Raw genomic sequence first — 23,834 nt, forward strand, 5'->3', positions numbered from 1 at the left:
CCCAGAATGCGATTGGCACCGGAACTCCGAACATCAACGGCGCAACTTTCACTCCAGCAATAATCTGTTAACCCTAACAGAGCGTTAATTGCGCCATCCCTATCCGTCAGTCGAGGACATTCATGGCTCCCTTCCAGTTCATCGAGCGGCCGTCGCCCTTCAACACCAGTGCCGGCAAGACGCTGCCCATCTTTGCGGTGACGCCGGCGCATATCGATACGGGGAGCATCGACCCGATCGCTCTCGATTGGGCGAGGAAGGCCGGATTCAAGGCGGAGTCGGGTGCCGTCCTCCTCATTCCTTCTGCCGATCATCTCGGCGGTGCACTGTTCGGCCTCGGCTCAAGGCCGTCGGAGGCCCCCTTCCTGACCGGCAAGCTCGCGCGCAGCCTGCCGCCCGGCAAATGGCACATCGAAACGGCGCCGCTGACCGCCAATCGCCTGGCGCTCGGCTACGGTCTCGGCTCCTATCGTTTCGAGCGCTATAGGTCCCCCAGGCCCGAGGCGCCGACGCTGATGATCCCGGCCGACGCGGACGCGGGCGATATCAAACGGCAGCTCGCCGGCGTCTTCCTGGCGCGCGACCTGATCAACACGCCGACCAACGACATGGGGCCGGAAGCGCTGGAATCGGTTTTCCGAGCGCTTGCCGCGCACTATAAGGCGGATGTCTCGGTGATCTCCGGGGAGGCCCTGCTGACCCAGAACTTCCCGCTGGTGCATACGGTGGGCCGGGCCAGCGCCGAGGCGCCACGGCTCCTGGAGCTGCGCTGGGGCAAGAAAGGGCACCGGAAGGTGACGCTCGTCGGCAAGGGCGTGTGCTTCGACACCGGCGGCCTCGACATCAAGACGGCCGCCTCGATGCATTTGATGAAGAAGGACATGGGCGGCGCCGCAAACGTCCTGGGCCTGGCGCTGATGATCATGGACGCGAAGCTGAAGGTCGAGCTCCGCGTCATCGTACCGGCCGTCGAGAATTCCATTTCCTCCAACGCCTTCCGCCCCGGCGACATCTACCGGAGCCGCAAGGGCCTGACGGTGCAGATCGACAACACCGACGCCGAGGGCCGGCTGATTCTTGCCGACGCGCTCGCCTATGCCGACCAGGAGAAGACCGACCTGATGGTCGACATGGCGACGCTTACCGGGGCGGCACGCGTGGCGCTCGGCCCCGACCTGCCGCCCTTCTTTACCGACGACGAGGATCTCGCCCGCGACCTTTTCGAGGCGAGCCTGACTGTGGACGACCCCCTCTGGCGGATGCCGCTCTACATGGGCTACGACAAGGACGTCTCGGCCCGCATCGCGGACCTCACCAACGCTCCCTCGGGCGGCATGGCCGGCTCGATCACAGCGGCGCTGTTCCTCAAGCGCTTCGTCACCAATGCGAAGAGCTGGGTGCATTTCGATATTTACGCCTGGGCGCAATCCGAGCGCCCGCATTCGCCCGTCGGCGGCGAGGCGCAGGCAATCCGGGCGCTTTATCACCATATCGGGCGGTTGGCGGGGTAGCCTTGCTGTCGTCGCCTGCCCCTCATCCCGCTGCCGCGACCTTCTCGCCATTTTGATGGGGAGAAGGGATGGCGGCGCCTCTTTCCCGCGACGCCGAAGGGGGTGCGCGGCTTGCCCCTGCGGCCCGGCGATAAAGAAACGCTTGCGTAACGATCCTCTGGCTATGGTGCGGGAACGTGACTTACGCAGGAGTTTGCCTTGCCGGTCGAACTGACACCCTCGCAAGCGCTGGGGCTTTGGCATGCCGTCTCGATCGAGCAGGTCCGGGTCGACAGCCGCGATCTGACGCTCCGCCAGATGGCGATCCTGCTCGAAATCTATCTCGTGCCGCCGCCGCACACGGTGCGCGGTCTTGCCGCCAAGCTCGGCGTGACGAAACCGGTGATCACCCGCGCTCTCGATACGATGGGGGCGCTCGGCCTCGTCGATCGGGTGCGCGACGAGCGCGACAGGCGTAATGTGGTCATCAAGCGGACCGTCGAGGGCGCGCTCTATCTTGAAAAATTCGGCGATCTGATCATCAATCAGGGCCTCAAATTGTGAGTTCAGCCATGCCCGAAGTGCTCGATCGCCGTCTCAATGCCTATCGCGAGGACCTCGCGGAGGAGCGCCTGCGCGGCCTCGTTGAAGCGAAGCGCTTCGTCGAAGGGACGCCGGCTGTCGTGTCCGTGCCCGTGGTGCCGCTGAGGGCGAGGCCGGATCTTGCCTGCGGCACCGACACGGAAGTGCTCTATGGCGAAACGGTTCGCGTGCTCGACGCAGCCGACGGATGGGCCTGGGTCAAGTCGGAACGCGACGGCTATGTCGGCTACGTGCCGCAGGACACGGTGGGGCAGGTTGGTGCGGCGGCAACCCATATCGTCGCCGTGCCGCGAACATTTGCCTATCGCGGCGCGGACCTGCGCTTTCCGCTGGCCTTTGCACTTTCCATGGGAAGCCGGATCAATGTCGTCGGCGAGGCGGAGACACGCGGCACCCGCTATGTCCTGCTCGACGGTGGCCTGGCGGTGGTTGCCAACCATTGCGCGCCGGCCGATGGGCCGATCGGCGACGACTATGTCGCAATCGCCACCCGTTTCATGGAAACCCCATATCTCTGGGGCGGCCGCTCCGGCTTCGGCATCGATTGCTCCGGCCTTGTGCAATTGGCGATGCAAATGACGGGGCGGGAGGCGCCGCGCGACACCGACATGCAGCTCGCTCTCGGCCAGCCGATCGGCCGCGACGAGCTCGCCCGGGGCGATCTCGTCTTCTGGAAGGGCCATGTGGCCATCATGGAGGACGAGGAGACCCTTGTGCATGCCAACGGCCATACGATGACGGTGGCGCGCGAGGGGCTCGACGATGCGATCCGCCGCATTGGCTGGCTCTACGGAGAGCCGACAGGGTATCGACGACCTTGAAGTGTTTGCATAGATGCGCTCCTGTAGGGGAGTGACGCCTTGCTTGCGCGCCGCCCAGGCTGCACCGTCCGGCCCGCATGCCCGTCATTCTCAGCTTCAATAGCCGGCTACCTTATCCACCACATGCTCCAGCGGCAGGCCGCTTTCGAAGCGGGTGATCTGCTCTTCGACATGGGCAAAGAGTGCTTTGACGTCGGAGGAGGCGGCGACGTGCGGCGTCACATAGACGTTCGGCATGTCCCAGAAGCGGCTTTCGGACGTCAGCGGCTCTCTTTCGAAGACGTCGAGCGAGGCTCCACCCAGAACGCCTGAATCGAGGCATTCGAGGATGTCGGCTTCCACCTGGCTGCCGCCGCGGCCGGCATTGATGAAAACCGGTGCGCCGAAAGGTCCCTTGCGGCTGAGCTTCCTGAAGAGGGCTGCGTTGAAAATGCCCCTCGTATCCGGCGTCAGCGGCAGCAGCCCGACCAAAAAATCCGTCCGGCCGAGGAAGGAGTCGAGGCCGGCGGCATCATAGGTGTCGATGCCCTCGACGGTTCGCTTGGTTCGCGACCAGCCGATGACCTCGAAGCCCATCACCGCGAGCTTGCGGGCGGCGTCCTGGCCGAGCACGCCCATTCCCATGATGCCGACGGTAACGTCGGCGGCTTCCGGTTGGCTTAGGTCCCGCCACTCGCGATTGCTGGCCAGCGCCTCATAGGCGCGATGTTGGCGCAGATGCAGGAGGCATTGCATCACCACCCATTCGCTCATCCGCGTCGTCAGCGTCCGGTCGACGAAGCGCACCAGCGGCACATCGGGCAGGCCCGGCAGCGTCAGAACGTGATCGACACCGGCGCCGCCGGAAAAGACGACCTTCAGGTCCGGTGCGCGAGAGAAGAGGTCGGGCGCCGACTTCCAGACCACCGCATAATCGATCGCCGAGAGGTCCCGGCCGCGATGGGACGGATCCGCGAGGTTGATCACCTCGCGTCCGGGAAAGGCGCCCTTAAGGGCGGCGCCCACTTCCCCCGGAATGAATTTCAGGTCGACGATGATGGGGCTCTTGGCAGGCATTCGGACGCTCTACTGACGGATGGCGGAAAGGTTGACGGCCTCGAGATTGAAGGCGGCGGCCATCAGCGCCTTGGTATAGTCTTCGACGGGCGCCTCGAAGATCCGTTCGGCCGGTCCCTGTTCGACCACCTTGCCGAGCCGCATGACGATCACCTCGTTGGCGAGCGCCCGCACCACCTTCAGGTCGTGGCTGATGAACAGATAGGCGAGATTGTGCTTGCGCTGCAGATCGCGCAGGAGGTCGACCACTTGCGCCTGGACGCTCATGTCGAGGGCCGAGGTCGGCTCGTCGAGCATGACGAATTGCGGCTTGAGGACCATTGCCCGTGCAATCGCGATGCGCTGCCGCTGGCCGCCGGAGAATTCATGCGGGTAGCGCCAGCGGGTGGCCGGGTCGAGCCCGACTTCCTGCAGCGCTGCGGCAACGCGTGCATCGCGCTCGTCGTCGGAGAGCGCCCTCTCATGAATCTTCAGCCCCTCGCCGATGATGTCGGCGACCGACATGCGCGGGCTGAGGGAGCCGTAAGGATCTTGGAAGACCACCTGCATGCGGTTCCGGAGCGGCCGCATCTCGCGGAAACTATAGGCGTCGATGTCCTGGCCGACGAAGGCGATCCGTCCCTTCGACGAGATCAGCCGCGTCAGCGCCAGGCCGAGCGTCGTCTTGCCCGAACCGGATTCGCCGACGACGCCGAGCGTCTGGCCGGCACGCAGCGTCAGATCGATGCCGTCCACCGCCTTCACATGATCGACGACACGGCGCAGGAAGCCGGCCTTGATCGGGAACCAGACCTTCACGTCCTTGCCTTCGACGACGATCGGCTTCGATGGGTCGGAAGGCGGCGGCTCGCCCTTCGGCTCGGAGGCGAGCAGATGCCGCGTATAGGCATGCTGCGGATTGGCGAAGATCTCGGCGGTCGGGCCGGTCTCGACGATCTTGCCCTTGGTCATCACGCAGACCCGGTCTGCGATCTTGCGGACGATGCCGAGGTCATGGGTGATGAACAGCATGGACATGCCGTGCTGGTCCTTGAGCGACTTCAGGAGTTCGAGGATCTGCGCCTGGACGGTGACGTCGAGCGCGGTGGTCGGCTCGTCGGCGATCAGGAGTTCCGGCCGGTTGGCGAGCGCCATGGCGATCATCACGCGCTGGCGCTGGCCCCCGGAAAGCTGGTGCGGATAGGCGCCGAGCCGCTTTTCTGCCTCGCGGATGCCGACCTGATCGAGGAGCTCCAGCGTTTTCGCTCGCGCCGCGGGCCCCTTCACGTCCTGGTGCAATTCGAGGATTTCGCCGATCTGCTGCTCGATTGTGTGCAGCGGATTGAGCGACGTCATCGGCTCCTGGAAGATCATGGTGATGTCGTTGCCGCGCACATGGCGCAATTCGGCATCGCTCGCCTTCAGGAGATCCTTGCCGTTGAAGAGGATTTCGCCGCTCGGATGGCTCGCTGCCGGGTAGGGCAGGAGCTTCAGGATCGAATTCGCCGAGACCGACTTGCCCGAGCCGGATTCGCCGACGAGCGCCACCGTCTCGCCGCGCTTGATGTTGAAGGAGATGTGGTCGACGGCGACCGAGGTGTCGCCGCCCTGGTGGAAGGCCACGGAGAGGTCGCGCACGGAGAGGAGGGTGTCTGTCATCGTCGCGCTCACCGGAACGTCTTCCTCGGGTCGAAGGCGTCGCGCGTCGCTTCGCCGACGAAGATCAACAGCGACAGCATGACCGACATGGCTGAGAAGGCGGTGAGCCCGAGCCACGGTGCCTGCAGGTTCGATTTGCCCTGGGCGATCATCTCGCCCAGCGAGGGCGACCCGGGCGGCATGCCGAAGCCGAGGAAGTCGAGCGAGGTGAGCGTCGTGATCGAGCCCGACAGGATGAAGGGCAGGAAGGTCAGCGTCGCCACCATCGCGTTCGGCAAGAGGTGGCGGTACATGATGGTGCCGTTGCCGACGCCGAGCGCGCGGGCCGCATTGACGTACTCGAAATTGCGCGCCCTCAGGAATTCGGCCCGCACCACGCCGACGAAGCCGACCCAGGAAAAGAGCAGCATGATGCCGAGCAGGATGAAGAAGCCGGGCGGCAGGATGGCGGCGATGATCAGCAGGATGTAGAGCACCGGCATCGACGACCAGATCTCGATGAAACGCTGCAGTAGGAGGTCGGTCCAGCCGCCGAAATAGCCCTGGACAGCCCCGGCCGAAACGCCGATCACCGCCGAGGCGATGGTGAGCGCCAGCCCGAACAGCACCGAGATGCGGAAACCGTAGATCATTCGCGCCGTGACGTCGCGTGCCTGATCGTCGGTGCCGAGCCAGTTCAAATTGCCGAGGATGCAGCCGCGATCCGCCGACCCTTGCGGATAGGCCGAGCAGCGCTCCTCCTCGCTCATCAGCCAGAAGGGCGCAGTCGGCGCCGAATGCGGAATATTGGAGTTGACGGTCTGATAGGAATAGCGGATCGGCGGCCAGATCATCCAGCCATTCGCCTCGATCTCGTCGCGGATAAAATCGGAGCGGAAGTCGGTCTCGGCCAGGAAGCCGCCGAATTTCTCTTCCGGATAGTTGACCAGCACCGGGAACAGGATCTCGCCCTTGTAGGAGGCGACGATCGGTTTGTCGTTGGCGATGAATTCGGCACAAAGGCTGAGGCCGAAGAGGACGAGAAATATCCAGAACGACCAGTAGCCGCGCCGGTTGGCCTTGAAATTCTGCCAGCGGCGCCGGCCGATCGGTGTCAGCCAGCCCTTCTCTGGCGCTTGCGAATAGGTCGCGACGGTGCTCATCAGACGTCCCTCCGCTCGAAGTCGATGCGGGGGTCGACCCAGGTGTAGATGAGATCGGAGATGAGGCTGACGATGAGGCCCATCAGCGAGAAGATGTAAAGGGTGGCAAAGACGATTGGATAGTCTCGCTTGACCACGGCGTCATAGCCGAGCCGTCCAAGTCCATCGAGCGAGAAAATGTATTCGATCAGCAGCGAGCCGGTGAAGAAGGCGGAGATGAAGGCGCCAGGGAAGCCCGCGATGATGATCAGCATCGCATTGCGGAAGACGTGGCCGTAGAGCACCTTGCGCTCGCTGAGCCCCTTGGCGCGCGCCGTCGTCACATATTGCTTCTTGATCTCGTCGATGAAGGAATTCTTCGTCAGCAGCGTCGTCGTCGCGAAGGCCGAAAGCAGCAGCGTGATCAGCGGCAGCGTCATGTGCCAGAAGTAATCGAGGATCTTCTGGTACCAGGGAAGCTCGTGGAAATTGTCCGAGACGAGGCCGCGCAGGGGGAACCAGTCGAAGAAGGAGCCGCCGGCGAAAATCACGATCAGCAGGATGGCGAAGAGGAAGCTCGGCACCGCATAGCCGACGATGATGACGCCGGAGGTCCAGACGTCGAAGGTCGAACCGTCGGAGACCGCCTTCCGGATGCCGAGCGGAATCGAGATCGCATAGGAGAAGATCAGGATCCAGACGCCGAGCGAGATCGACACCGGCATCTTCTCGATGATGAGGTCGACGACCGAGGTGTTGCGAAAAAAGCTCTCGCCGAAATCGAAGCGGGCATAGTTCCACATCATGCCGAGAAAGCGCTCGAGCGGCGGCTTGTCGAAGCCGAACTGCTTCTCGAGCTTGGCGATGAATTCCGGATCAAGCCCCTGCGCGCCGCGATACTGCCCACCCTCGCCGCCGCCACCCTCCTGCAGGAGATCGCCGCCGCTGCCGGACAGTCGATCGGAGCCGGCAGCGTTGGTGAGGTCTGAAATCACCTGCTCCACCGGGCCGCCCGGCGCGAACTGCACGACGGCAAAGGAGATCGCCATGATGCCGATGATCGTCGGGATCATCAGGAGCAGCCGGCGCAGGATATACGCACCCATCAGGCGAACCTCGGCATTGTGGCGCCGCCGATCGCGGGGGCGCTGGTTTGCCGTCTATTTCGTCTCAATCCCATACTCCTTGGGCGCGTCCGATGCCGCCGGTCGTCCGTCATTTTACTGATTCGCTTCCTGCATTTGGAATCGAGAGCGGCCTCAAGCGCAAGTCTTCATTGGCTGGCAGCGCCCTTGAGCCACCATACGTCGGGAAAGCCGATCGCATATTTCGGCAGTTCCGCAGGTCGGCCGAACTTGTCCCAATAGGCGACGTTGGCCTTGAGCTTGTAATAGAGCGGGACCACGTAATTATGGGCGAGCAGCACACGGTCAAGTGCTCTTGTGGCGGCGACGAGTGTGTCGCGATCCTTGGCGAAGATGACGCGTTCGATCAGCTTGTCGACACCCGGATCGGCAATCCCGGCATAATTTCTCGAACCCTCGCGCGTCGCGGCCTTGGATCCCCAATAGTCCGCCTGCTCGTTACCGGGGCTCAAGGTCTGGCCCCAGACCTCCCAGGTCATGTCGTAATCGAAGGCGCGCTCCCGGTTGGTATATTGCGACGGATCGACCATGCGCACGCTTGCTTCGATACCAATCCGCTTCAGGTTATGCGTATAGGGAAGCGCGACCCGCTCGAGTGCCGGGCTGTTTATCAGAATTTCGAAGGCGAAGGGCCTGCCGGTCGCCTTGTTGACCATGCGGTTGCCCTTGAGTTCGAAGCCGGCTTCCTTGAGGAGCGCAATCGCCTGGCGCAGATTGTCGCGGGCCTTTTCCGGCGTTCCCCCGACCGGATTGGTGTAGGGGGTCGTGAACACTTCCGGTGGGACCAGCTCCTTGACCTCGTTGAGGATCTTCAGTTCCTCGCCCTTAGGCAGGCCCGATGAGGCGAGTTCCGTGCCGAAGAAGAAGCTGTTTACGCGCTGGTATTGATTGAAGAAGATGGTTCGGTTCAGTTCCTCGAAATCGAGCGCATAGTTCAGCGCCTGGCGCACGCGCTCGTCGTCGAAGGGCTTGCGGCGCATGTTCGGCACCATCGCCTGCATGACGCCGGTTGCCCGGAACGGGTTGGGGATTTCCTCGCGCTTTACGCGACCGTCCTTCACCGCCGGGAAGTCGAAGCCGGTCGCCCAGCGCATTGCCTGGTTTTCTACCCAGTAGTCGGTGTTGCCGGAGCGGAAGGCCTCGAACTCGACGTCGCGATCGCCGAAGAAGGAATAGGTGATCGAGTTGAAATTGTTCTGCCCGACATTGACGTTGAGGTTCTTGCCCCAATAGTCGTCCCGCAATTCGAAACGGATCGAGCCGCCCGGCTGGAACGAAGCGATCTTGTAGGGCCCCGAGCCCATGACCGGCTCGAGCGTCGTGCGGCTGATGTCGCGCGGCTTGCCGTCCGGCCCGCTGCCCTCCCACCAATGTTTCGGAACGATCAGGATCTGGCCGAGAATGTGCGGCAGTTCGCGATTGTTCTTTTCATCGAAGTGGAAGGTCACGTCGCGGTCGCCGGTCTTTTCCGACTTCACGACATGCCTGTAGTAGCTCTGATAAAGCGGGTTCAGCTCCTTTGCCTTCTCGAAGCTGAAGACGACGTCCTCGGGCGTCACCGGTTTGCCGTCTGCCCATTTCGCCTCGGTCCGCAGACGGAAGGTCGCCGACGAGATGTCGTCGGGAAAGGAGACGCTCTCGGCGAGTAAGCCATAGGCTGTTGAAATTTCATCATCGGCCGGCTTCAACAGCGTATCGAAGACAAGCGACAGTCCCACGGCCGGCTCCCCCTTTGTCGCCAGGAGCGGATTGAAGCTGTCGAAGGTGCCGGTCTGCGAGAGTCTGATATCTCCCCCCTTCGGGGCATCGGGATTTGCATAGTCGAAATGCTTGAAACCGGGCGGATATTTGAGTTCGCCGATGAGCGATAGACCATGATGCCAAACGGGCTCTTCTTGAGCCTCTGCCAAGGGCACTGTGAACAGGGATATCGCCAGGAAAGCGGCTGCCAGCTTCATTCGTCCAAAACCGCCACAGTCCAGCATCCCGTCGTCTCTCCTCGTATTTTCGGTAATCCTTGAAAACCAGAATAGGCCAAATCTGGGCAATTGACAGGACTTGCCCAAAATCAGGCGAAATTTTTCAGTCACATCCGGGTGAGTCGCAAGGCTGATGCAACCGCGGCGAATCAGGATAGAATCGGCGGGATCGAGCCCGCCTGTTGCGCGTCGCTGCCGATGGGGGAATGGAATGGGATTTGACACGCGTGCCGCGCTTCGACGCTGCGGCTCCGCACTGCTGGCGCTGATGACGAGCACGGGTCTTCTCGCGACCGATGCCGCCTCGGCCGACGGCACGCCTGCCAAGGAGCTCTTCGGTGCCAGGGCCTTGCCGACCGCGGCGGCGCCGACGTCCTACGGCTTCTATTCCAAGGGCTGCCTTGCCGGCGGCATCGCCATTCCGACCGACGGGCCCACATGGCAGGCCATGCGCCTGTCGCGCAACCGCCGCTGGGGGCACCCCGAGATGATCGCTCTGATCGAGCGCTTCTCCCACGACGCGGCCGAAAAAATCGGCTGGCCAGGGCTGCTGCTCGGCGACATCTCGCAGCCGCGCGGCGGCCCGATGCTGTCCGGCCATGCCTCGCACCAGATCGGCCTCGACGCCGACATCTGGCTGACGCCGATGCCGCAGAAGACGCTCAGCTATGAGGAGCGCGAATCGATTTCCGCGACCTCGATGCTGGACAAGAGCAAGTTCCTGACGATCGACCGCTCCGTCTGGACGCCGTCCCATGCGCGGCTGATCATGCTGGCGGCGAGCTACCCCGAAGTCGAGCGCGTCTTCGTCAATCCGGCGATCAAGAAGAAACTCTGCGACACCTGGCGCGGCGATCGCGCAGCACTCGGCAAGGTGCGACCGATCTACGGCCACGACTACCATTTCCATATCCGCATCAAATGCCCGGCCGGCTCGCAAGGCTGCAAGGACCAGGCCGCAGTGCCCGCCGGCGACGGCTGCGACAAGTCGCTCGCCTGGTGGTTTACCGAGGCACCCTGGGCGAAGCCGAAGAAAAAACCCGGCGAGAAGCCGCCGAAGCCGAGGTTTGCGAAGCTTGCCGACCTGCCGAAGGCCTGCGCGCTGGTGCTGAACGGCCCGGCTCCAGCCTCCGAGCAGCAGGCGACCTTCGGCACGGCCTACCATGCTCCGGCCGCCATTCCCGCCGCCGCGACGAGCATCGAAGCCGTCATTGGGGCCGCGGCCGAGACGCCGTTTGCCGAGATCCCCGTGCCGCTGCCGCGTCCGGCGCTGCAATAAGGAAACATGCAGCAGTGTCTTTGCAATTTCACGGCACTCCTGTATAGCCGTTCAAATCGATTTAAATCGGGATCGAAGTGGGATTGCGCCGTGCTCTCCGCTCTGGCCCCGTGAGCTTGCCGGGGACGCCGCATGGCCGATCGCAGATGTCTCGCCCTGATCGCCCACGATCAGAAGAAGGATGATCTCGCCGCCTTCGCCAAGACGCACGAGGCCACGCTTTCTAGTTGGAAGATCGTCGCCACCGGCACGACCGGCGGCCGCGTTCTCGACGCCTGCCCCGGCCTCGACGTGACGCGGCTGAAAAGCGGGCCGCTCGGCGGCGACCAGCAGATCGGTGCCTTGATCGCGACCGGCGACATCGACTGCCTGATCTTCTTCGTCGACCCGCTAACCGCCATGCCGCACGACGTCGACGTCAAGGCGCTGATGCGTCTAGCCATCGTCTACGACATTCCGATGGCGCTCAACCGGGCGACCGCCGAGCAGTTGATCGACTTCAGGCGCAACTGATACATCTTCGGAAATTGTACGCGCGAGCCGGGACGAATCTGCCATGCTGACTGCGAATGACCAGAGCTTCTCCTTTCCGATCTTGATCGGCGATATCGGTGGCACGAACGCCCGCTTCGCACTGCTCGCCGACCCGTTCGCCGAGCCGCTGCAGCTGCCGCCGATCAAGACGGGAGACTTCGAGACGATTGAGGAGGCGCTCAAGAAGAGCATTCTCGATCATGTCTCCGAAAGACCCCGTTCGGCGATCCTCGCCGTGGCGGGACCGATCAAGAGCGACGAGATCCCGCTGACCAATGCCGGCTGGGTGATCCGGCCGAAGGACATGCTGGCGAAGCTCGGGCTGCAGGACGTGCTGGTCATCAACGACTTCGAGGCGCAGGCGCTCGCGATCGCCGCTCCGGCCGAAGAGGATGTCGTGCAGATCGGCGGCGGCAGCGCCCGGCCGCGGAGTTCCCGCGCGGTGCTCGGCCCCGGCACTGGCCTCGGCGTCGCCGGTCTCGTCTTCGCCCAGGACACCTGGATCCCCGTACCGGGCGAAGGCGGGCATGTGGATATCGGTCCGCGCAGCGAGCGCGATTTCCGCATATGGCCGTTCCTCGAGCCGATCGGAGGCCGCATGGCGGGGGAGCAGATCCTTTGCGGACGCGGCATCATGAATCTCTACCGCGCCGTCTGCGCGGCCGATGGCCTGGAGCCGTCGCTCAAGGATCAGGCGGAAGTGACGACCAGCGCGCTTTCCGGGCAGGATCCGGCGGCGGTCGAGACGGTGTCGCTGTTCTGCACCTATCTCGGCCGCGTCGCCGGCGACATGGCGCTGGTCTTCATGGCGCGCGGCGGCGTCTATCTCGCCGGCGGCATTTCGCAGAAGATCTTGCCGGCGCTGATGAAGCCGGAATTCCGCGCCGCCTTCGAGAATAAGGCACCGCATTCGGCGCTGATGCAAACCATACCGACCTTTGCGGTCGTCCATCCGATGGCGGCGCTTTCCGGGCTTGCCGCCTTCGCACGCGCGTCAAGAGACTTCGGTGTTGCAATGGAGGGACGGCGCTGGCGAAGCTGAGCGGCGGACCGATGCAAGGACTCGCCAAAGCAGCTTCAAACCACTATAGACCCCCGACACGTGGCGCCGACGTGCCACAGCAGGCCAGGGAAAACGGGCTTCTTGAACGCCACGAACAGAAAACAGCGCGCGATGGATTCCGAGACGATCACCGGAATTCTGCGGCGCGTCATCGCTGAGAACGGTCGCGACCACATCCGGGGCTATGCCTTCGCCATTTCCTGCCTGATCGTCGTCGCGGCAACGACCGGTTTCACCGCCTGGATCATGGAAACGGTCGTCAACGAGGCCTTCGCCAACAGGCGGGCGGATATCGTCCTGGTGATCTGCGCGGCCATTTTCGCCGCCTTCGTCCTGCGCGGCCTGGCGACCTACGGTCAAGCCGTCGCGCTGTCGAAGATCGGCAACAACATCGTGGCGCGCTATCAGCGCCGGCTTTACTCCCACATCATGGCGCTCAGCGTCGGCTATTTTCACGAGCATCGCTCGGCGCAGCTTGCGGCGAAGATCAGCCAGAACGTCAGTGGCATACGTGACGTGCTCAACATGACGGTCACGTCGATCGCCCGGGACTTCCTGACTCTGATCGGCCTGATCGGCGTCATGTTCAGCAAGGACTGGCTGCTGTCGCTGATCGTCTTCTTCGTCGCGCCGCCGCTGTTTCTCGGCCTGCGCTACATATCCAGACGTCTGCGTCTGGCGACACGCGAGGCCATCGAGGTCAACAGCCGGGTTCTCGGGGCGATGCAGGAAACGATCCAGGGCATCACCATCATCAAGGCCTTCACGATGGAGAACGAGCTCCGCCGCAAGGTCGAGACGATCATCGATCGGGCCGAGAACCGCGCCAACCGCATCGCACGCCTGAGCGAACGCACGGCGCCGATGACCGAAACCTTCGCGGGCCTCGCCATCTCCAGCGTGCTTGCCTATGCCGCCTTCCGGACGATCTACGGCAACGTGCCCCCGGGTGCTTTCTTCGCCTTCGTCACGGCGCTCTTGATGGCCTATGATCCGGCCCGCCGCCTCGCGCGGCTGCAGGTGTCGATGGAGCGCGCCGCCGTAAATGCCCGCATGATCTACGAGATCCTCGACACGATACCGCATCAGCGCGATCGCCCCGATGCGACCGAGCTCAAGCTCGGTGGGGCGACCGTCGAACTGCGCGATGTCCGCTTTTCCTATGCCAATGGCGACGAGATCCTTAAGGGTGTGAGCTTCCGCGCCGAGGGCGGTAAGACGACGGCGCTCGTCGGACCCTCCGGTGCCGGCAAGTCGACCATCATCAGCCTCATTCCGCGCTTCTACGATCCGCAGTCGGGCGAGATCCTGATCGACGGCCAGAACATCGCCGGCGTTACCAAGCAGTCGCTGCGCAACGGCCTCGCCTATGTCTCGCAGCAGCCGTATCTTTTCGAAGGCTCGATCCGCGACAATATCCGTTACGGCCGTCCCGATGCCACGGATCAGGAAGTCGAGGAGGCCGCACGGCTTGCCTATGCGCACGATTTCATTCTGGCTCAGCCGCAGGGCTACGACACGCCGGTCGGCGAGCATGGCGTGACGCTCTCCGGCGGCCAGCGGCAGCGCCTGTCGATCGCCCGGGCGCTGGTGCGCAACGCGCCCATCCTGCTTCTCGACGAGGCCACCTCGGCGCTCGACACCGAGTCCGAGGCCGCCGTGCAGAAGGCGCTCGATCAGGCGATGAGCGGGCGTACCGTGATCGTCATCGCCCACCGGCTCTCGACCGTCGTCAATGCCGACAAGATCGTCGTGATGAAGGACGGCAAGGTCGTCGAGGAGGGATCGCATGAGGAGCTTGCGCGGCGGCCGGACGGTCTCTACGCTCGCCTCCACAACCTCCAGGGCAACGGCGCGGACCTGCCTGACGAAGCGAAAATCCTGTAGATACGAGGAAATCTGGCGATGAGCGAAACGGACATGAAGCTCGTGGTGGTCGGCGCGGCCGGTCGAATGGGCCAGACGCTGATCCGGATCGTTCACGAGACGGCCGGCGTGCGGCTGCATGCCGCGATCGAGCGCTCGAATTCGCCTTTCATCGGCCGGGACGCCGGCGAGCTTGCCGGCCTCGGACCGATCGGCGTCCCCGTCACCGACAAGCCGCTCGAAGCCTTTGTCGAGGCGGAGGGAGTGCTCGATTTCACCGCGCCGGCGGCTAGCGTCGAATTCGCCGGCCTCGCGGCACAGGCGCGCATCGTTCATATCGTTGGCACGACCGGATGCTCCGCAGACGACGAGGCGAAGATCCGCGCGGCCGCCCGCCATGCACGCATCGTCAAGTCGGGCAATATGAGCCTCGGCGTCAATCTCCTGGGCGTGCTCACGGAGAAGGCGGCGCGCGCGCTAGGCCCTGCCGATTGGGACATCGAGATTGTCGAGATGCACCACAAGCACAAGGTCGACGCGCCTTCGGGCACGGCGCTCCTCATCGGTGAGGCAGCGGCGAAGGGACGCGGCATCGATCTTGCGGACCATTCCGTCCGTGTGCGCGACGGCCATACCGGCCCCCGCGCGCAAGGTACGATCGGCTTTGCGACCCTGCGCGGCGGCTCGGTCATCGGCGAGCATTCCGTGATTCTTGCGGGCGAAGGTGAACTGGTGACGCTGTCGCACAGCGCCACGGACCGCTCGATTTTCGCGCGTGGCGCCGTCACGGCGGCTCTGTGGGCGCGCAGCCAGAAGCCCGGCTTCTACTCCATGCTCGATGTTCTCGGGCTCAACTGACACGTCAAACTGCTGAAGGGAAATCGAAATGAGCGGCACTCTCGTCCTCGTCCGGCACGGCCAGAGCGAATGGAACCTGAAGAACCTTTTCACCGGCTGGCGCGATCCGGACCTGACCGAGCTTGGCGTCGAGGAAGCAAAGGCAGGCGGCAAGGCGCTCGCCGAATACGGCATCAAGTTCGACATCGCCTTCACCTCCGATCTCGTCCGCGCCCAGCGCACCTGCCAGATGGTGCTCGACGCCGTCGGCCAGTCGTCGCTGGAAACGATCCGGGACCAGGCGCTCAACGAGCGCGACTACGGCGATCTCTCCGGCCTTAACAAGGACGATGCCCGCGCCAAATGGGGCGAGGAGCAGGTGCATATCTGGCGCCGCTCCTATGACGTGCCGCCGCCCGGCGGCGAAAGCCTGCGCGACACCGGCGCCCGCGTCTGGCCGTACTACCTGACCGAAATCCTGCCGCGCGTGCTCGCCGGCGAGAAGGTGCTGGTCGCCGCCCACGGCAACTCGCTGCGCTCGCTCGTCATGGTGCTCGATCGCCTGACCAAGGAACAGGTCCTGAACCTCAACCTCGCGACCGGCGTGCCGATGGTCTACAAGCTGAAGGCGGATTCCACCGTCGCCTCCAAGGAAGTGCTCGGCGACATGTCGGCCGCGCATTGAGCGCCCACATCCTCGATCGAAGCAAAAGGGGCGCCGCGGCGCCCCATTTTGTTTCATGCCTTTCCCGCTTCCCAGCCGAGGATCGCCCGCTTTCGCGTCAGCCCCCAATGATAGCCGGTGAGTTCGCCGCCCTTGCCGAGCGCCCGGTGGCAGGGCACGACAAAGGAGATCGGGTTGCGGCCGACGGCCGCTCCGACGGCGCGCGACGCGGTCGGTTGGCCGATTTCGCCGGCGATCTTCGAATAGGTCGTCGCCTTGCCGAGCGGAATGTTCAACAGCGCCTGCCAGACCCGGATCTGGAAGTCCGAGCCGATCAGCACGATGTTGAGCGGCTCGTCGGCGCACCAGCGCTCCGGGTTGAAGATGCGGGCGGCATAGCGTGCCGTTGCCGCGCTGTCCTCGAAGTAATTGGCGTTCGGCCAGCGCCGGGCCATGTCCTCGAAGCTCGCCCGCTCCTCGCCGGCGTCGGCAAAGGCAAGGCCTGCGAGGCCGCGCTCGGTCACCATCACCAGCGCCGTGCCGAAAGGGGAAGGGTGGAAGCCGTAGCGGATCGTCAGCCCCGCGCCGCGCGCCTTCCACTCGCCGGGCGACATCGCCTCATGGGTGACGAAGAGATCGTGCAGCCGGCCGGGGCCGGAGAGCCCGACCTCGATGCTGGTCTCGAGCAGCGGCATCTCCTCCTGGCGCAGAAGGCGCTTGGCATGGTCGAGCGTCACCGCTTGCAGGAAGGCCTTTGGCGAAAGACCGGCCCACCGGGTAAAGACCTTCTGGAGCTGCGTCGGCGACTGGCTGAGGCGGCGGGCGATCGTTTCCAGCGACGGCTGTTCGCGGTAATCCTCGGTCAGCATCTCGATGACGTGGCGCACCGTGTCGTAATCGGTGCCGTCCGGGGTGATGTCGATGGGAATGGTTGTGACGACGTTCATGGATCATCTCCTGTCATGCCGCAGGAAACCATGCCGGAGACCGGATAACCACCCGATTCTTGATTCATCTCGACCGCGCCGTGGCGAGCGCCCGGGAGAAGGCGACGGCGAAGGTTTCGCGATCGTCGCGGTTGAGAAACGAACCGACGTCCGTCTGCCGGCCGTCGCCGCTGATCCTCATCGAGACGATGCCGATCTCCTGGTGGCGCTTGATGCTGAAGCGCGCCCAGAAGGGGTTGAAGCGATGCTCGATCATGTTTCCCGATGGCGCGAACTTCCTCACCGACACGTCGGTGCGCGAGACGCTGACCTCCTCGCGGGCGCGCGCCGAATGGTAGTTGAGCCAAAAGGCGCCGAAGAGCAGCACGAAATCGAGGCCGAAGAAGAACACGATCGGCCAGGCGCCGATGACCAGGAACACCAGGACATGCACGGCGCTCATCGCAGCCGCGATCATCAGCAGGATCTTGAACCCTTTGAGGCCGAGCGAGCGGTAGGGGGTGAGTTCCGCCGAAAAGATCGGCGCGTCGTTGATGCTTGTCTCGGCGTTGCCTTCGGTCATAACCAATGACTATAGATGCAGCATGAAAAACGTGAAACGCAAATTGTCGCCGGGACCCGCGAAACCGCGCGCGGCAACGGCTGCCCGCCGATCCACGCGGCAGCGCAGTGTCTATAGCAAGGCGGAGATCGAGGAAATCTTTCGCCGCTTCTCGGTCCAGCGGCCGGAGCCGAAGGGCGAGCTCGAACATGTCAACGCCTTCACGCTGCTGGTGGCGGTGGCGCTTTCGGCGCAGGCGACGGATGCCGGCGTCAACAAGGCGACGCGGCCGCTCTTTGTCGTCGCCGACACGCCCGAAAAGATGATGGCGCTCGGCGAAGACAAACTGCGCGACTATATCAAGACTATTGGCCTTTACCGCAACAAGGCAAAGAATGTCATCGCGCTCAGCCAAAAGCTGATCGCCGATTTCGGCGGCGAGGTGCCGAAGACGCGCGAGGAGCTCATGACGCTGCCGGGCGTCGGCCGCAAGACCGCCAATGTGGTGCTGCAGATGGCCTTCGGCCAATCGACCATTGCCGTCGACACGCATCTCTTCCGCATCGCCAACCGCATTCGCCTCGCACCCGGCAAGACGCCGGACGAGGTTGAGGCCAATCTGATGCGGGTCATCCCGGAGACATATCTCTACCACGCCCACCATTGGCTCATCCTGCACGGCCGCTATGTGTGCAAGGCGCGCCGGCCGGAATGCGAGCGCTGCATCATCGCCGACATCTGCAAGTCGCCCGAAAAGAGTTGCGACATTCCGGCGCCGCTTATCGAATTGCCGCCACAGATCCTTCCGGTCGCCGGCTGACGACCCAGCTCTTCATGGGTCGATCAAGCGATCGATCAGCCTGTCGATCGCATAGGCATAGTCGGCCCGCGCCGCACCGGCATCGATCTCGAGCGCTGCCCGGTCGAAGGCGGCGGACAAGAGGAAGGCCATCGCCTTGACCGCCTTCTCCTTGAGGCGGTGGGGAGCCATGGCCGCGCTCAATCCTTCTTCGAGAGTTCTGCCGCCATGCGCGGCGTCGATCGCCGCCATCTCGGTGACGCCGAGGACGGCCGGGCCGTCGAGCAGCAGCAGGCGCACCCGGCCGGGAACCGCCATCGCGTCGAAATAGGCGGCTGCCCCGGCGAGCAGCGCCTCGCGCGGCGCGAGGCCGTCGGGAGCGAACTGCTCGATCGTTGCGGCGACTTCGCGCGCCTCCCTTTCTATCACCGCCCGAAACAGCGACTTCTTGTCCTCGAAATGGTGATAGAGCGCGCCGCGCGTAAGCCCCGCCGCGGCGACGATCTCCGGCGTCGCCGTGTCGGCATAGCCCTTGTCGACGAAGAGTGCGTGTGCCGCGTCGATGATGGCGGCGCGGGTCGTGTCCGAGCGTTCGCGATTCGACCGGCGGCTTCTTTCCTGTTGCATACATGCAGCCTGTATGTTAATGAGATACATACAGATTGTATGATAATGATCGATGGAGGAAAAGCATGAAAACCACGAGCTACTATCCGGTGATCATGACCGCCGATGTGCGGGCTACAGCCGATTTCTACGTGAAGCATTTTCGCTTCGAGGCGCTTTTCGAGAGCGACTGGTACATGCATCTGCAGTCGAGCGAGGACGAACATGTCACGCTTGCCGTCCTCGACTACCGCCACGAGACCGTTCCGGAGCAACGTCGCGCCCCGGTTCAGGGTCTGCTTTTGAACTTCGAAGTCGAGGATCCCGACCGGCTCTATGCCGAGATGCGAGACGCTGGGCTTCCCATTCTCAAGGCCCTCTGTGACGAAGACTTCGGCCAGCGGCATTTCATCACCGCCGATCCGAACGGCGTGATGATCGATGTGATCAAGCCGATCCCGCCGAGCGCCGCCTTCGCAGACGCCTATGATGAAAGGGCGCGGCCGGCGTGATGGCGGCATTTTCGCAGCATTGTTAGAGCTCCGGCGCTACTCGCGCGCCTCAAAGGCGGTACGGCTCTTCCAAATGGTCGGAAAACCGCTATTAACGAACACCGGCCATTCAGGAACCGGACGGAGCTCATGACGAAATTCGATGTACTGACGATCGGCAATGCGATCGTCGATATCATTGCGCGCTGCGATGACAGCTTTCTCGTACATAACGGCATCATCAAGGGCGCGATGAACCTCATCGATGCGGAGCGGGCGGAACTCCTTTATTCGCGCATGGGCCCGGCTGTCGAAGCCTCCGGCGGCAGCGCCGGCAACACCGCCGCGGGTGTGGCGAGCCTCGGCGGCCGCGCCGCCTATTTCGGCAAGATCGCCAGCGACCAGCTCGGCCAGATCTTTACCCACGACATCCGCGCACAAGGGGTGCATTTCCAAACCAGGCCGCTCGACAGCCTGCCGCCGACCGCGCGCTCTATGATCTTCGTCACCGAGGACGGCGAGCGCTCGATGAACACCTATCTCGGCGCCTGTGTCGAACTCGGTCCGGAAGACGTCGAGCCCGACGTCGTCGCTCAATCGACGGTCACCTATTTCGAGGGCTATCTCTGGGACCCGCCGCGGGCCAAGGACGCGATCCGCGAGGCGGCAAAAATTGCCCATGCGCACGGGCGCGAAACGGCGATGACTCTGTCGGACAGCTTCTGCGTGCACCGCTATCGGGACGAGTTCCTCGACCTGATGCGTTCCGGCACCGTCGATATCGTTTTCGCCAACAAGCAGGAGGCGCTGGCGCTCTACGAGACGGAGGATTTCGATGAGGCGCTTCGAATGCTCGCCGGGGACTGCAAGCTCGCCGCCGTGACCCTCAGCGAGGAAGGCTCGATCGTCGTTCGCGGCGAGGAAAGGGTGCGGGTCGGCGCGACGGCCGTCGCGCAGGTGGTCGACACGACCGGCGCCGGCGACCTCTATGCGGCCGGCTTCCTCTACGGCTACACGACCGGCAGATCGCTCGAAGACTGCAGCAAGCTCGGCAACCTGGCTGCCGGCATCGTCATCGGCCAGATCGGCCCGCGCCCAATGGTCTCGCTTGCCGGTGCCGCAAGGGAAGCCGCTCTTCTCTAGGGTTGGACAGCTACTTGAAGGCCTCGCCCGGATAGGCGCCCCAGATTTCGCTCTGGGCGATCCAGCCTTCCACCCCTTGCGTCTCGGCATGGCACCAGTCGCCATTGCACTCGCCGATATGCAAAAGCACGCCCGGCTGCATGCGGGCGACGATCGGTGCGGTGCTCTGCGGGTCGCGTCGCAGATTGACGAAGACGCCTTCGCCCTTGCCGCGCATCCACGGTGCGGCAACGGCGGTGCGATCGCCGGAAAGCAGCGCCTGGTTGACCCAGCCTTCCGTGCCGTCGGCGTCCCGGATGCGGCGCCAGTTGTCATATTCCTGGATGATCTCGACGGGAACGCCGTTCTTCAGATAGCGGAAGGCGACGGCGTAGTCGAGGCTCGGCCCGATCCTGAGATTGACGCTCTTGGACTTGAGGCTGACGAAGCGGGGGAGCGGCAGACCGCTCGGACCCTTGGCCGCCTGGGCGAAGGCGGCGGAATTCATGCTGGCCGTTGCGAGGACCGTGGCCAGCAGCAATAGAGAGGCTTTGGAAATGAAGTGACGCATGACGAAGCCCATGTTCCGATCCTAAGCGAAGCCTTGCGGTGTCTCAGCGGAGCCGTTCGCCTTCTCAGACGCACAAGGCTCGCCGTGGCACGTTGAATTGCCGCATATTCCAAACCTCGGGTCGGTTCCGATCCGAAGAAGCACCCAGAGACGCGCCTCGCCGGGCGCGCGCCGCGAATCCTTTACCCGGACAGCGACTTTCAATTGTCTTCCCCACCGGGTCTGGTAGAAATTGCGGCTATAGGGGAGAACTATCACCCAACTTGGTTAAGGACCCGTCAACGAGGGCCGCTCGCAGGAATGACAAGCAAGAAGAAGCCAACCGTCTACATCACCCGGAAACTGCCGGAAGTCGTCGAAACGCGCATGCGCGAGCTGTTCGACGCGGAACTCAACATCGACGATACGCCGCGCAGCCAGCCGGAGCTGGTTGCTGCGGTGAAGAGGGTCGATGTGCTGGTTCCGACGCTGACGGACCGGATCGATGCGGCGCTGATCGAGCAGGCGGGCCCGCAACTGAAGCTCATCGCGGCCTTCTCGAACGGCGTCGACAATATCGATGTCGATGCCGCCGCCCGCCGGGGAATAACCGTCACCAACACGCCGAACGTGCTGACGGAAGACACCGCCGACATGACCATGGCCTTGATCCTAGCGGTGCCGCGCCGGCTTGCCGAGGGCGCGCAGGTGCTGACCGACCGCAAGGGCGAATGGGCCGGCTGGTCGCCGACCTGGATGCTCGGCCGGCGCATCGCCGGCAAGCGCATCGGCATCGTCGGCATGGGGCGGATCGGCACGGCGGTCGCCCGCCGCGCCAAGGCCTTCGGGCTGTCGATCCACTATCACAACCGCCATCGCGTCAAGCGGGAGACCGAGGAGATGCTGGAGGCGACCTATTGGGACAGCCTCGACCAGATGCTCGCCCGCGTCGATATCGTCTCGGTCAATTGCCCGTCGACGCCCGCCACCTATCATCTGCTCTCGGCGCGCCGGCTGGCGCTGATGCGCCCAGACAGCTACATCGTCAACACCGCCCGCGGCGACGTGATCGACGAGACGGCGATGATCAAGAGCCTGCGGGAGGGCAAGATCGCAGGGGCCGGCCTCGATGTCTTCGAGAACGAACCGGCCGTCAATCCCAAGCTCATCCGGCTTGCCGGCGAGGGCAAGGTCGTTCTCTTGCCGCATATGAGCTCGGCGACGCTCGAAGGCCGCATCGACATGGGCGACAAGGTGGTGATCAACATCCGCACCTTCTTCGACGGCCACCGCCCGCCGGACCGGGTGCTGCCGGGGCGGGATTGAGGCGGGCTACCGGGTGTTTTCGGGTGCAGCCGCCGCGCAACGCCCCCACAAAGGGATCGTTGTGGGGAGCGGCAATACGGGACGCCGCCCTTATCGCAGCATCTTCCGCATCTCGATCGATGTCGGGCGGGTGAAGCCCGGATGGGCGGAGCGGCCGGTCTCGACGAAGCCCCAGGCCGCGAAGGTGGCGTGATTTTCGGTGAGTTCGATCCGCGTCTGGAGCCTGAGCGCCGGCAGTCCGAGGCTTCGGGCGGTCTCCTCCGCGGCGGTAAGCAGCTGTCGGCCGAGACCTTTGCCCTGATGGCCGGGATCGATGGCGAGCTTGCCGATATAGAGGCAGTCCGGTTCGGGCTTCAAGAACACGCAGCCAAGAAGATCGGCGCCGTCGGCGACGACGAAACCGACCTCGTCCCTCGATTTTTGGCGCAGGGACTCGACCGTCAGCGCATGGGCGGAGGAGGGCGGGTCGATCCGCCCGTCCATGGAGGCAAAGGATTTCAGGATCAGCGCCAGGAGCTCCTCGTAGCGATCGAAGCCCGGGTCGAGGCGGAGCGTTTCCATTCCGTCGCTCAAGCCCGGCCGCGCCGGTAGCGGATCGTGCTGAAGCTGGCCGCGAGGCCGTCATAGAGCAGCAGCCGGCCGATAAGCGGCTCGCCGATGCCGGTGATGAGCTTGATCGCTTCCATCGCCTGAAGCGTGCCGATGACGCCGGTCAGCGCTCCGACCACGCCGGCCTCGGCGCAGGCCGGCACCGCGCCCGGCGGTGGCGGCGTCGGGAAGAGATCGCGATAGGAGGGATTGGGGTGCCCCTCGGCGTCCGCCTCGTAGGGTTTCAACACTGTGACGGAGCCGTCGAAGCGCCCGACGGCGCCGGTGACGAGGGGGACCCGTGCCGCTTCCGCCGTGTCCGCCGCCAGATAGCGCGTATCGAAATTGTCGGACCCGTCGACGACGAGGTCGTATTGCTGGAAGATTGCCTCGGCGTTTTCGGGCGCGAGACGCAGCGCGTGCGGCGTGACCTCCACATGCGGGTTGAGGTCGGCGATCGCGGCCGCGGCGCTTTCGACCTTCGGCCGGCCGACATCACCGGTGGCGTGGATGACCTGGCGCTGCAGGTTGGAGAGCGAGACGGCGTCGTCGTCGACGATGCCGAGCCGGCCCACACCGGCCGCGGCGAGATACTGCAGCACCGGGGCGCCGAGCCCGCCCGCGCCGATGACCAGCACGCGCGCGGCCTTCAGCTTCTGCTGTCCGGCGCCGCCGATCTCAGGGAGCACGATATGGCGCGCGTAACGGGCGATTTCCGATGAGTCGAGTGCTGCTGCGGTCATGTCCGTCTCCGTGGATGCCTGTCGG

24 protein-coding genes are annotated in these 23,834 nt (G+C 64.1%); 13 read left to right on the top strand and 11 right to left on the bottom strand.

Annotated elements, in window-relative coordinates; genetic code table 11:
• The first annotated feature begins 122 nt into the window (after positions 1–122).
• The 3 genes from SS05631_RS18300 (at position 123) to SS05631_RS18310 (ending at position 2,914) form a co-directional block, all read left to right on the top strand.
• Complete coding sequence (locus SS05631_RS18300) at positions 123–1,511, top strand: M17 family metallopeptidase (RefSeq protein WP_037422670.1); 1,389 nt, start codon at positions 123–125, stop codon at positions 1,509–1,511.
• Between the two features lie 198 nt (positions 1,512–1,709).
• Positions 1,710–2,054, top strand: a complete 345-nt coding sequence (locus SS05631_RS18305; RefSeq protein WP_037422667.1) for a MarR family winged helix-turn-helix transcriptional regulator — start codon at positions 1,710–1,712, stop codon at positions 2,052–2,054.
• Positions 2,055–2,062: 8 nt separating this feature from the next.
• Positions 2,063–2,914 carry an NlpC/P60 family protein gene (locus tag SS05631_RS18310; RefSeq protein WP_037422665.1) on the top strand — a complete coding sequence of 284 codons (852 nt, stop codon included), beginning with the start codon at positions 2,063–2,065 and terminating at the stop codon, positions 2,912–2,914.
• A gap of 96 nt (positions 2,915–3,010) precedes the next feature.
• Here the strand turns inward: SS05631_RS18310 and SS05631_RS18315 are convergent, their stop codons facing one another.
• From SS05631_RS18315 to SS05631_RS18335, 5 genes are all read right to left on the bottom strand, one after another.
• Positions 3,011–3,970: a glyoxylate/hydroxypyruvate reductase A gene (locus tag SS05631_RS18315; RefSeq protein ID WP_037422662.1), complete on the bottom strand. Its 960-nt coding sequence runs from the start codon at positions 3,968–3,970 to the stop codon at positions 3,011–3,013.
• Between the two features lie 9 nt (positions 3,971–3,979).
• A complete protein-coding gene (locus SS05631_RS18320) occupies positions 3,980–5,608 on the bottom strand; it encodes an ABC transporter ATP-binding protein (RefSeq protein ID WP_037422723.1) in 1,629 nt (542 codons plus the stop codon).
• 8 nt (positions 5,609–5,616) lie between these two features.
• Positions 5,617–6,750, bottom strand: coding sequence for an ABC transporter permease (locus SS05631_RS18325; RefSeq protein ID WP_037422659.1), 1,134 nt, complete (start codon positions 6,748–6,750; stop codon positions 5,617–5,619).
• Positions 6,750–7,835 (bottom strand): microcin C ABC transporter permease YejB, encoded by a 1,086-nt coding sequence (locus SS05631_RS18330; RefSeq protein WP_037422656.1) that lies wholly within the window; start codon positions 7,833–7,835, stop codon positions 6,750–6,752. The genes SS05631_RS18325 and SS05631_RS18330 overlap by 1 nt, the downstream gene beginning before the upstream one ends.
• A 167-nt stretch (positions 7,836–8,002) precedes the next feature.
• Complete coding sequence (locus SS05631_RS18335) at positions 8,003–9,859, bottom strand: extracellular solute-binding protein (protein ID WP_037422653.1); 1,857 nt, start codon at positions 9,857–9,859, stop codon at positions 8,003–8,005.
• 205 nt (positions 9,860–10,064) lie between these two features.
• Here SS05631_RS18335 and mepA point away from each other — a divergent pair, with 205 nt between their 5' ends.
• The 6 genes from mepA (at position 10,065) to SS05631_RS18365 (ending at position 16,117) form a co-directional block, all read left to right on the top strand.
• Positions 10,065–11,132 (top strand): penicillin-insensitive murein endopeptidase, encoded by a 1,068-nt coding sequence (gene mepA / locus SS05631_RS18340; protein ID WP_037422650.1) that lies wholly within the window; start codon positions 10,065–10,067, stop codon positions 11,130–11,132.
• Between the two features lie 132 nt (positions 11,133–11,264).
• Positions 11,265–11,645, top strand: a complete 381-nt coding sequence (locus SS05631_RS18345; protein WP_037422647.1) for a methylglyoxal synthase — start codon at positions 11,265–11,267, stop codon at positions 11,643–11,645.
• Between the two features lie 43 nt (positions 11,646–11,688).
• Positions 11,689–12,708, top strand: a complete 1,020-nt coding sequence (locus SS05631_RS18350) for a glucokinase (RefSeq protein ID WP_037422644.1) — start codon at positions 11,689–11,691, stop codon at positions 12,706–12,708.
• 102 nt (positions 12,709–12,810) lie between these two features.
• Positions 12,811–14,616 (top strand): ABC transporter ATP-binding protein, encoded by a 1,806-nt coding sequence (locus SS05631_RS18355; RefSeq protein ID WP_037422641.1) that lies wholly within the window; start codon positions 12,811–12,813, stop codon positions 14,614–14,616.
• An 18-nt stretch (positions 14,617–14,634) separates the two neighbouring features.
• Entirely contained in the window at positions 14,635–15,453 is an 819-nt protein-coding gene (gene dapB / locus SS05631_RS18360; RefSeq protein ID WP_037422638.1) for a 4-hydroxy-tetrahydrodipicolinate reductase, read from the top strand.
• Positions 15,454–15,481: 28 nt separating this feature from the next.
• Positions 15,482–16,117 (top strand): 2,3-bisphosphoglycerate-dependent phosphoglycerate mutase, encoded by a 636-nt coding sequence (locus SS05631_RS18365; RefSeq protein ID WP_037422635.1) that lies wholly within the window; start codon positions 15,482–15,484, stop codon positions 16,115–16,117.
• A gap of 53 nt (positions 16,118–16,170) precedes the next feature.
• On the opposite strand, the gene SS05631_RS18370 is transcribed toward SS05631_RS18365, so the two are convergent.
• A complete protein-coding gene (locus SS05631_RS18370; protein ID WP_037422633.1) occupies positions 16,171–17,043 on the bottom strand; it encodes a bifunctional helix-turn-helix domain-containing protein/methylated-DNA--[protein]-cysteine S-methyltransferase in 873 nt (290 codons plus the stop codon).
• Positions 17,044–17,107: 64 nt separating this feature from the next.
• On the bottom strand, positions 17,108–17,605 hold the full coding sequence (locus SS05631_RS18375; protein WP_037422631.1) for a DUF2244 domain-containing protein: 498 nt from the start codon (positions 17,603–17,605) through the stop codon (positions 17,108–17,110).
• 22 nt (positions 17,606–17,627) lie between these two features.
• Here SS05631_RS18375 and nth point away from each other — a divergent pair, with 22 nt between their 5' ends.
• The gene (gene nth, locus SS05631_RS18380) at positions 17,628–18,404 is read left to right on the top strand and encodes an endonuclease III (protein ID WP_095678032.1); all 777 of its coding nucleotides are present in this window, start codon (positions 17,628–17,630) and stop codon (positions 18,402–18,404) included.
• Between the two features lie 12 nt (positions 18,405–18,416).
• Here nth and SS05631_RS18385 read toward each other — a convergent pair whose 3' ends face one another.
• Positions 18,417–19,010 (bottom strand): TetR/AcrR family transcriptional regulator, encoded by a 594-nt coding sequence (locus SS05631_RS18385; protein ID WP_037422591.1) that lies wholly within the window; start codon positions 19,008–19,010, stop codon positions 18,417–18,419.
• Between the two features lie 65 nt (positions 19,011–19,075).
• Between SS05631_RS18385 and SS05631_RS18390 the strand changes: the two genes are divergently transcribed.
• The gene (locus SS05631_RS18390) at positions 19,076–19,501 is read left to right on the top strand and encodes a VOC family protein (protein ID WP_037422588.1); all 426 of its coding nucleotides are present in this window, start codon (positions 19,076–19,078) and stop codon (positions 19,499–19,501) included.
• A gap of 129 nt (positions 19,502–19,630) precedes the next feature.
• Positions 19,631–20,623 carry an adenosine kinase gene (locus SS05631_RS18395; RefSeq protein ID WP_037422586.1) on the top strand — a complete coding sequence of 331 codons (993 nt, stop codon included), beginning with the start codon at positions 19,631–19,633 and terminating at the stop codon, positions 20,621–20,623.
• A 10-nt stretch (positions 20,624–20,633) separates the two neighbouring features.
• Here the strand turns inward: SS05631_RS18395 and SS05631_RS18400 are convergent, their stop codons facing one another.
• Positions 20,634–21,173 (bottom strand): SH3 domain-containing protein, encoded by a 540-nt coding sequence (locus SS05631_RS18400; protein WP_037422623.1) that lies wholly within the window; start codon positions 21,171–21,173, stop codon positions 20,634–20,636.
• A 300-nt stretch (positions 21,174–21,473) separates the two neighbouring features.
• On the opposite strand from SS05631_RS18400, the gene SS05631_RS18405 reads away from it, so the two are divergent.
• Positions 21,474–22,478: a D-glycerate dehydrogenase gene (locus SS05631_RS18405; RefSeq protein WP_037422583.1), complete on the top strand. Its 1,005-nt coding sequence runs from the start codon at positions 21,474–21,476 to the stop codon at positions 22,476–22,478.
• Between the two features lie 90 nt (positions 22,479–22,568).
• On the opposite strand, the gene SS05631_RS18410 is transcribed toward SS05631_RS18405, so the two are convergent.
• Together SS05631_RS18410 and SS05631_RS18415 are read right to left on the bottom strand one after the other, a co-directional pair.
• Positions 22,569–23,039 carry a GNAT family N-acetyltransferase gene (locus SS05631_RS18410; RefSeq protein WP_037422580.1) on the bottom strand — a complete coding sequence of 157 codons (471 nt, stop codon included), beginning with the start codon at positions 23,037–23,039 and terminating at the stop codon, positions 22,569–22,571.
• A gap of 8 nt (positions 23,040–23,047) precedes the next feature.
• Positions 23,048–23,809 (bottom strand): molybdopterin-synthase adenylyltransferase MoeB, encoded by a 762-nt coding sequence (locus SS05631_RS18415; RefSeq protein ID WP_037422577.1) that lies wholly within the window; start codon positions 23,807–23,809, stop codon positions 23,048–23,050.
• Between the last annotated feature and the right edge of the window lie 25 nt (positions 23,810–23,834).

Source organism: Sinorhizobium sp. CCBAU 05631 (genome assembly GCF_002288505.1).
Classification (GTDB): domain Bacteria; phylum Pseudomonadota; class Alphaproteobacteria; order Rhizobiales; family Rhizobiaceae; genus Sinorhizobium; species Sinorhizobium fredii_C.

Coding starts and splice junctions, on each gene's coding strand:
- SS05631_RS18300 (WP_037422670.1), top strand. CDS start 123: ATGGCTCCCTTCCAGTTCATCGAGCGGCCGTCGCCCTTCAACACCAGT.
- SS05631_RS18310 (WP_037422665.1), top strand. CDS start 2,063: ATGCCCGAAGTGCTCGATCGCCGTCTCAATGCCTATCGCGAGGACCTC.
- SS05631_RS18315 (WP_037422662.1), bottom strand. CDS start 3,970: ATGCCTGCCAAGAGCCCCATCATCGTCGACCTGAAATTCATTCCGGGG.
- SS05631_RS18320 (WP_037422723.1), bottom strand. CDS start 5,608: ATGACAGACACCCTCCTCTCCGTGCGCGACCTCTCCGTGGCCTTCCAC.
- SS05631_RS18325 (WP_037422659.1), bottom strand. CDS start 6,750: ATGAGCACCGTCGCGACCTATTCGCAAGCGCCAGAGAAGGGCTGGCTG.
- SS05631_RS18330 (WP_037422656.1), bottom strand. CDS start 7,835: ATGGGTGCGTATATCCTGCGCCGGCTGCTCCTGATGATCCCGACGATC.
- SS05631_RS18335 (WP_037422653.1), bottom strand. CDS start 9,859: ATGCTGGACTGTGGCGGTTTTGGACGAATGAAGCTGGCAGCCGCTTTC.
- mepA (WP_037422650.1), top strand. CDS start 10,065: ATGGGATTTGACACGCGTGCCGCGCTTCGACGCTGCGGCTCCGCACTG.
- SS05631_RS18345 (WP_037422647.1), top strand. CDS start 11,265: ATGGCCGATCGCAGATGTCTCGCCCTGATCGCCCACGATCAGAAGAAG.
- SS05631_RS18350 (WP_037422644.1), top strand. CDS start 11,689: ATGCTGACTGCGAATGACCAGAGCTTCTCCTTTCCGATCTTGATCGGC.
- dapB (WP_037422638.1), top strand. CDS start 14,635: ATGAGCGAAACGGACATGAAGCTCGTGGTGGTCGGCGCGGCCGGTCGA.
- SS05631_RS18365 (WP_037422635.1), top strand. CDS start 15,482: ATGAGCGGCACTCTCGTCCTCGTCCGGCACGGCCAGAGCGAATGGAAC.
- SS05631_RS18370 (WP_037422633.1), bottom strand. CDS start 17,043: ATGAACGTCGTCACAACCATTCCCATCGACATCACCCCGGACGGCACC.
- SS05631_RS18375 (WP_037422631.1), bottom strand. CDS start 17,605: ATGACCGAAGGCAACGCCGAGACAAGCATCAACGACGCGCCGATCTTT.
- nth (WP_095678032.1), top strand. CDS start 17,628: ATGAAAAACGTGAAACGCAAATTGTCGCCGGGACCCGCGAAACCGCGC.
- SS05631_RS18385 (WP_037422591.1), bottom strand. CDS start 19,010: ATGCAACAGGAAAGAAGCCGCCGGTCGAATCGCGAACGCTCGGACACG.
- SS05631_RS18390 (WP_037422588.1), top strand. CDS start 19,076: ATGAAAACCACGAGCTACTATCCGGTGATCATGACCGCCGATGTGCGG.
- SS05631_RS18395 (WP_037422586.1), top strand. CDS start 19,631: ATGACGAAATTCGATGTACTGACGATCGGCAATGCGATCGTCGATATC.
- SS05631_RS18400 (WP_037422623.1), bottom strand. CDS start 21,173: ATGCGTCACTTCATTTCCAAAGCCTCTCTATTGCTGCTGGCCACGGTC.
- SS05631_RS18405 (WP_037422583.1), top strand. CDS start 21,474: ATGACAAGCAAGAAGAAGCCAACCGTCTACATCACCCGGAAACTGCCG.
- SS05631_RS18410 (WP_037422580.1), bottom strand. CDS start 23,039: ATGGAAACGCTCCGCCTCGACCCGGGCTTCGATCGCTACGAGGAGCTC.
- SS05631_RS18415 (WP_037422577.1), bottom strand. CDS start 23,809: ATGACCGCAGCAGCACTCGACTCATCGGAAATCGCCCGTTACGCGCGC.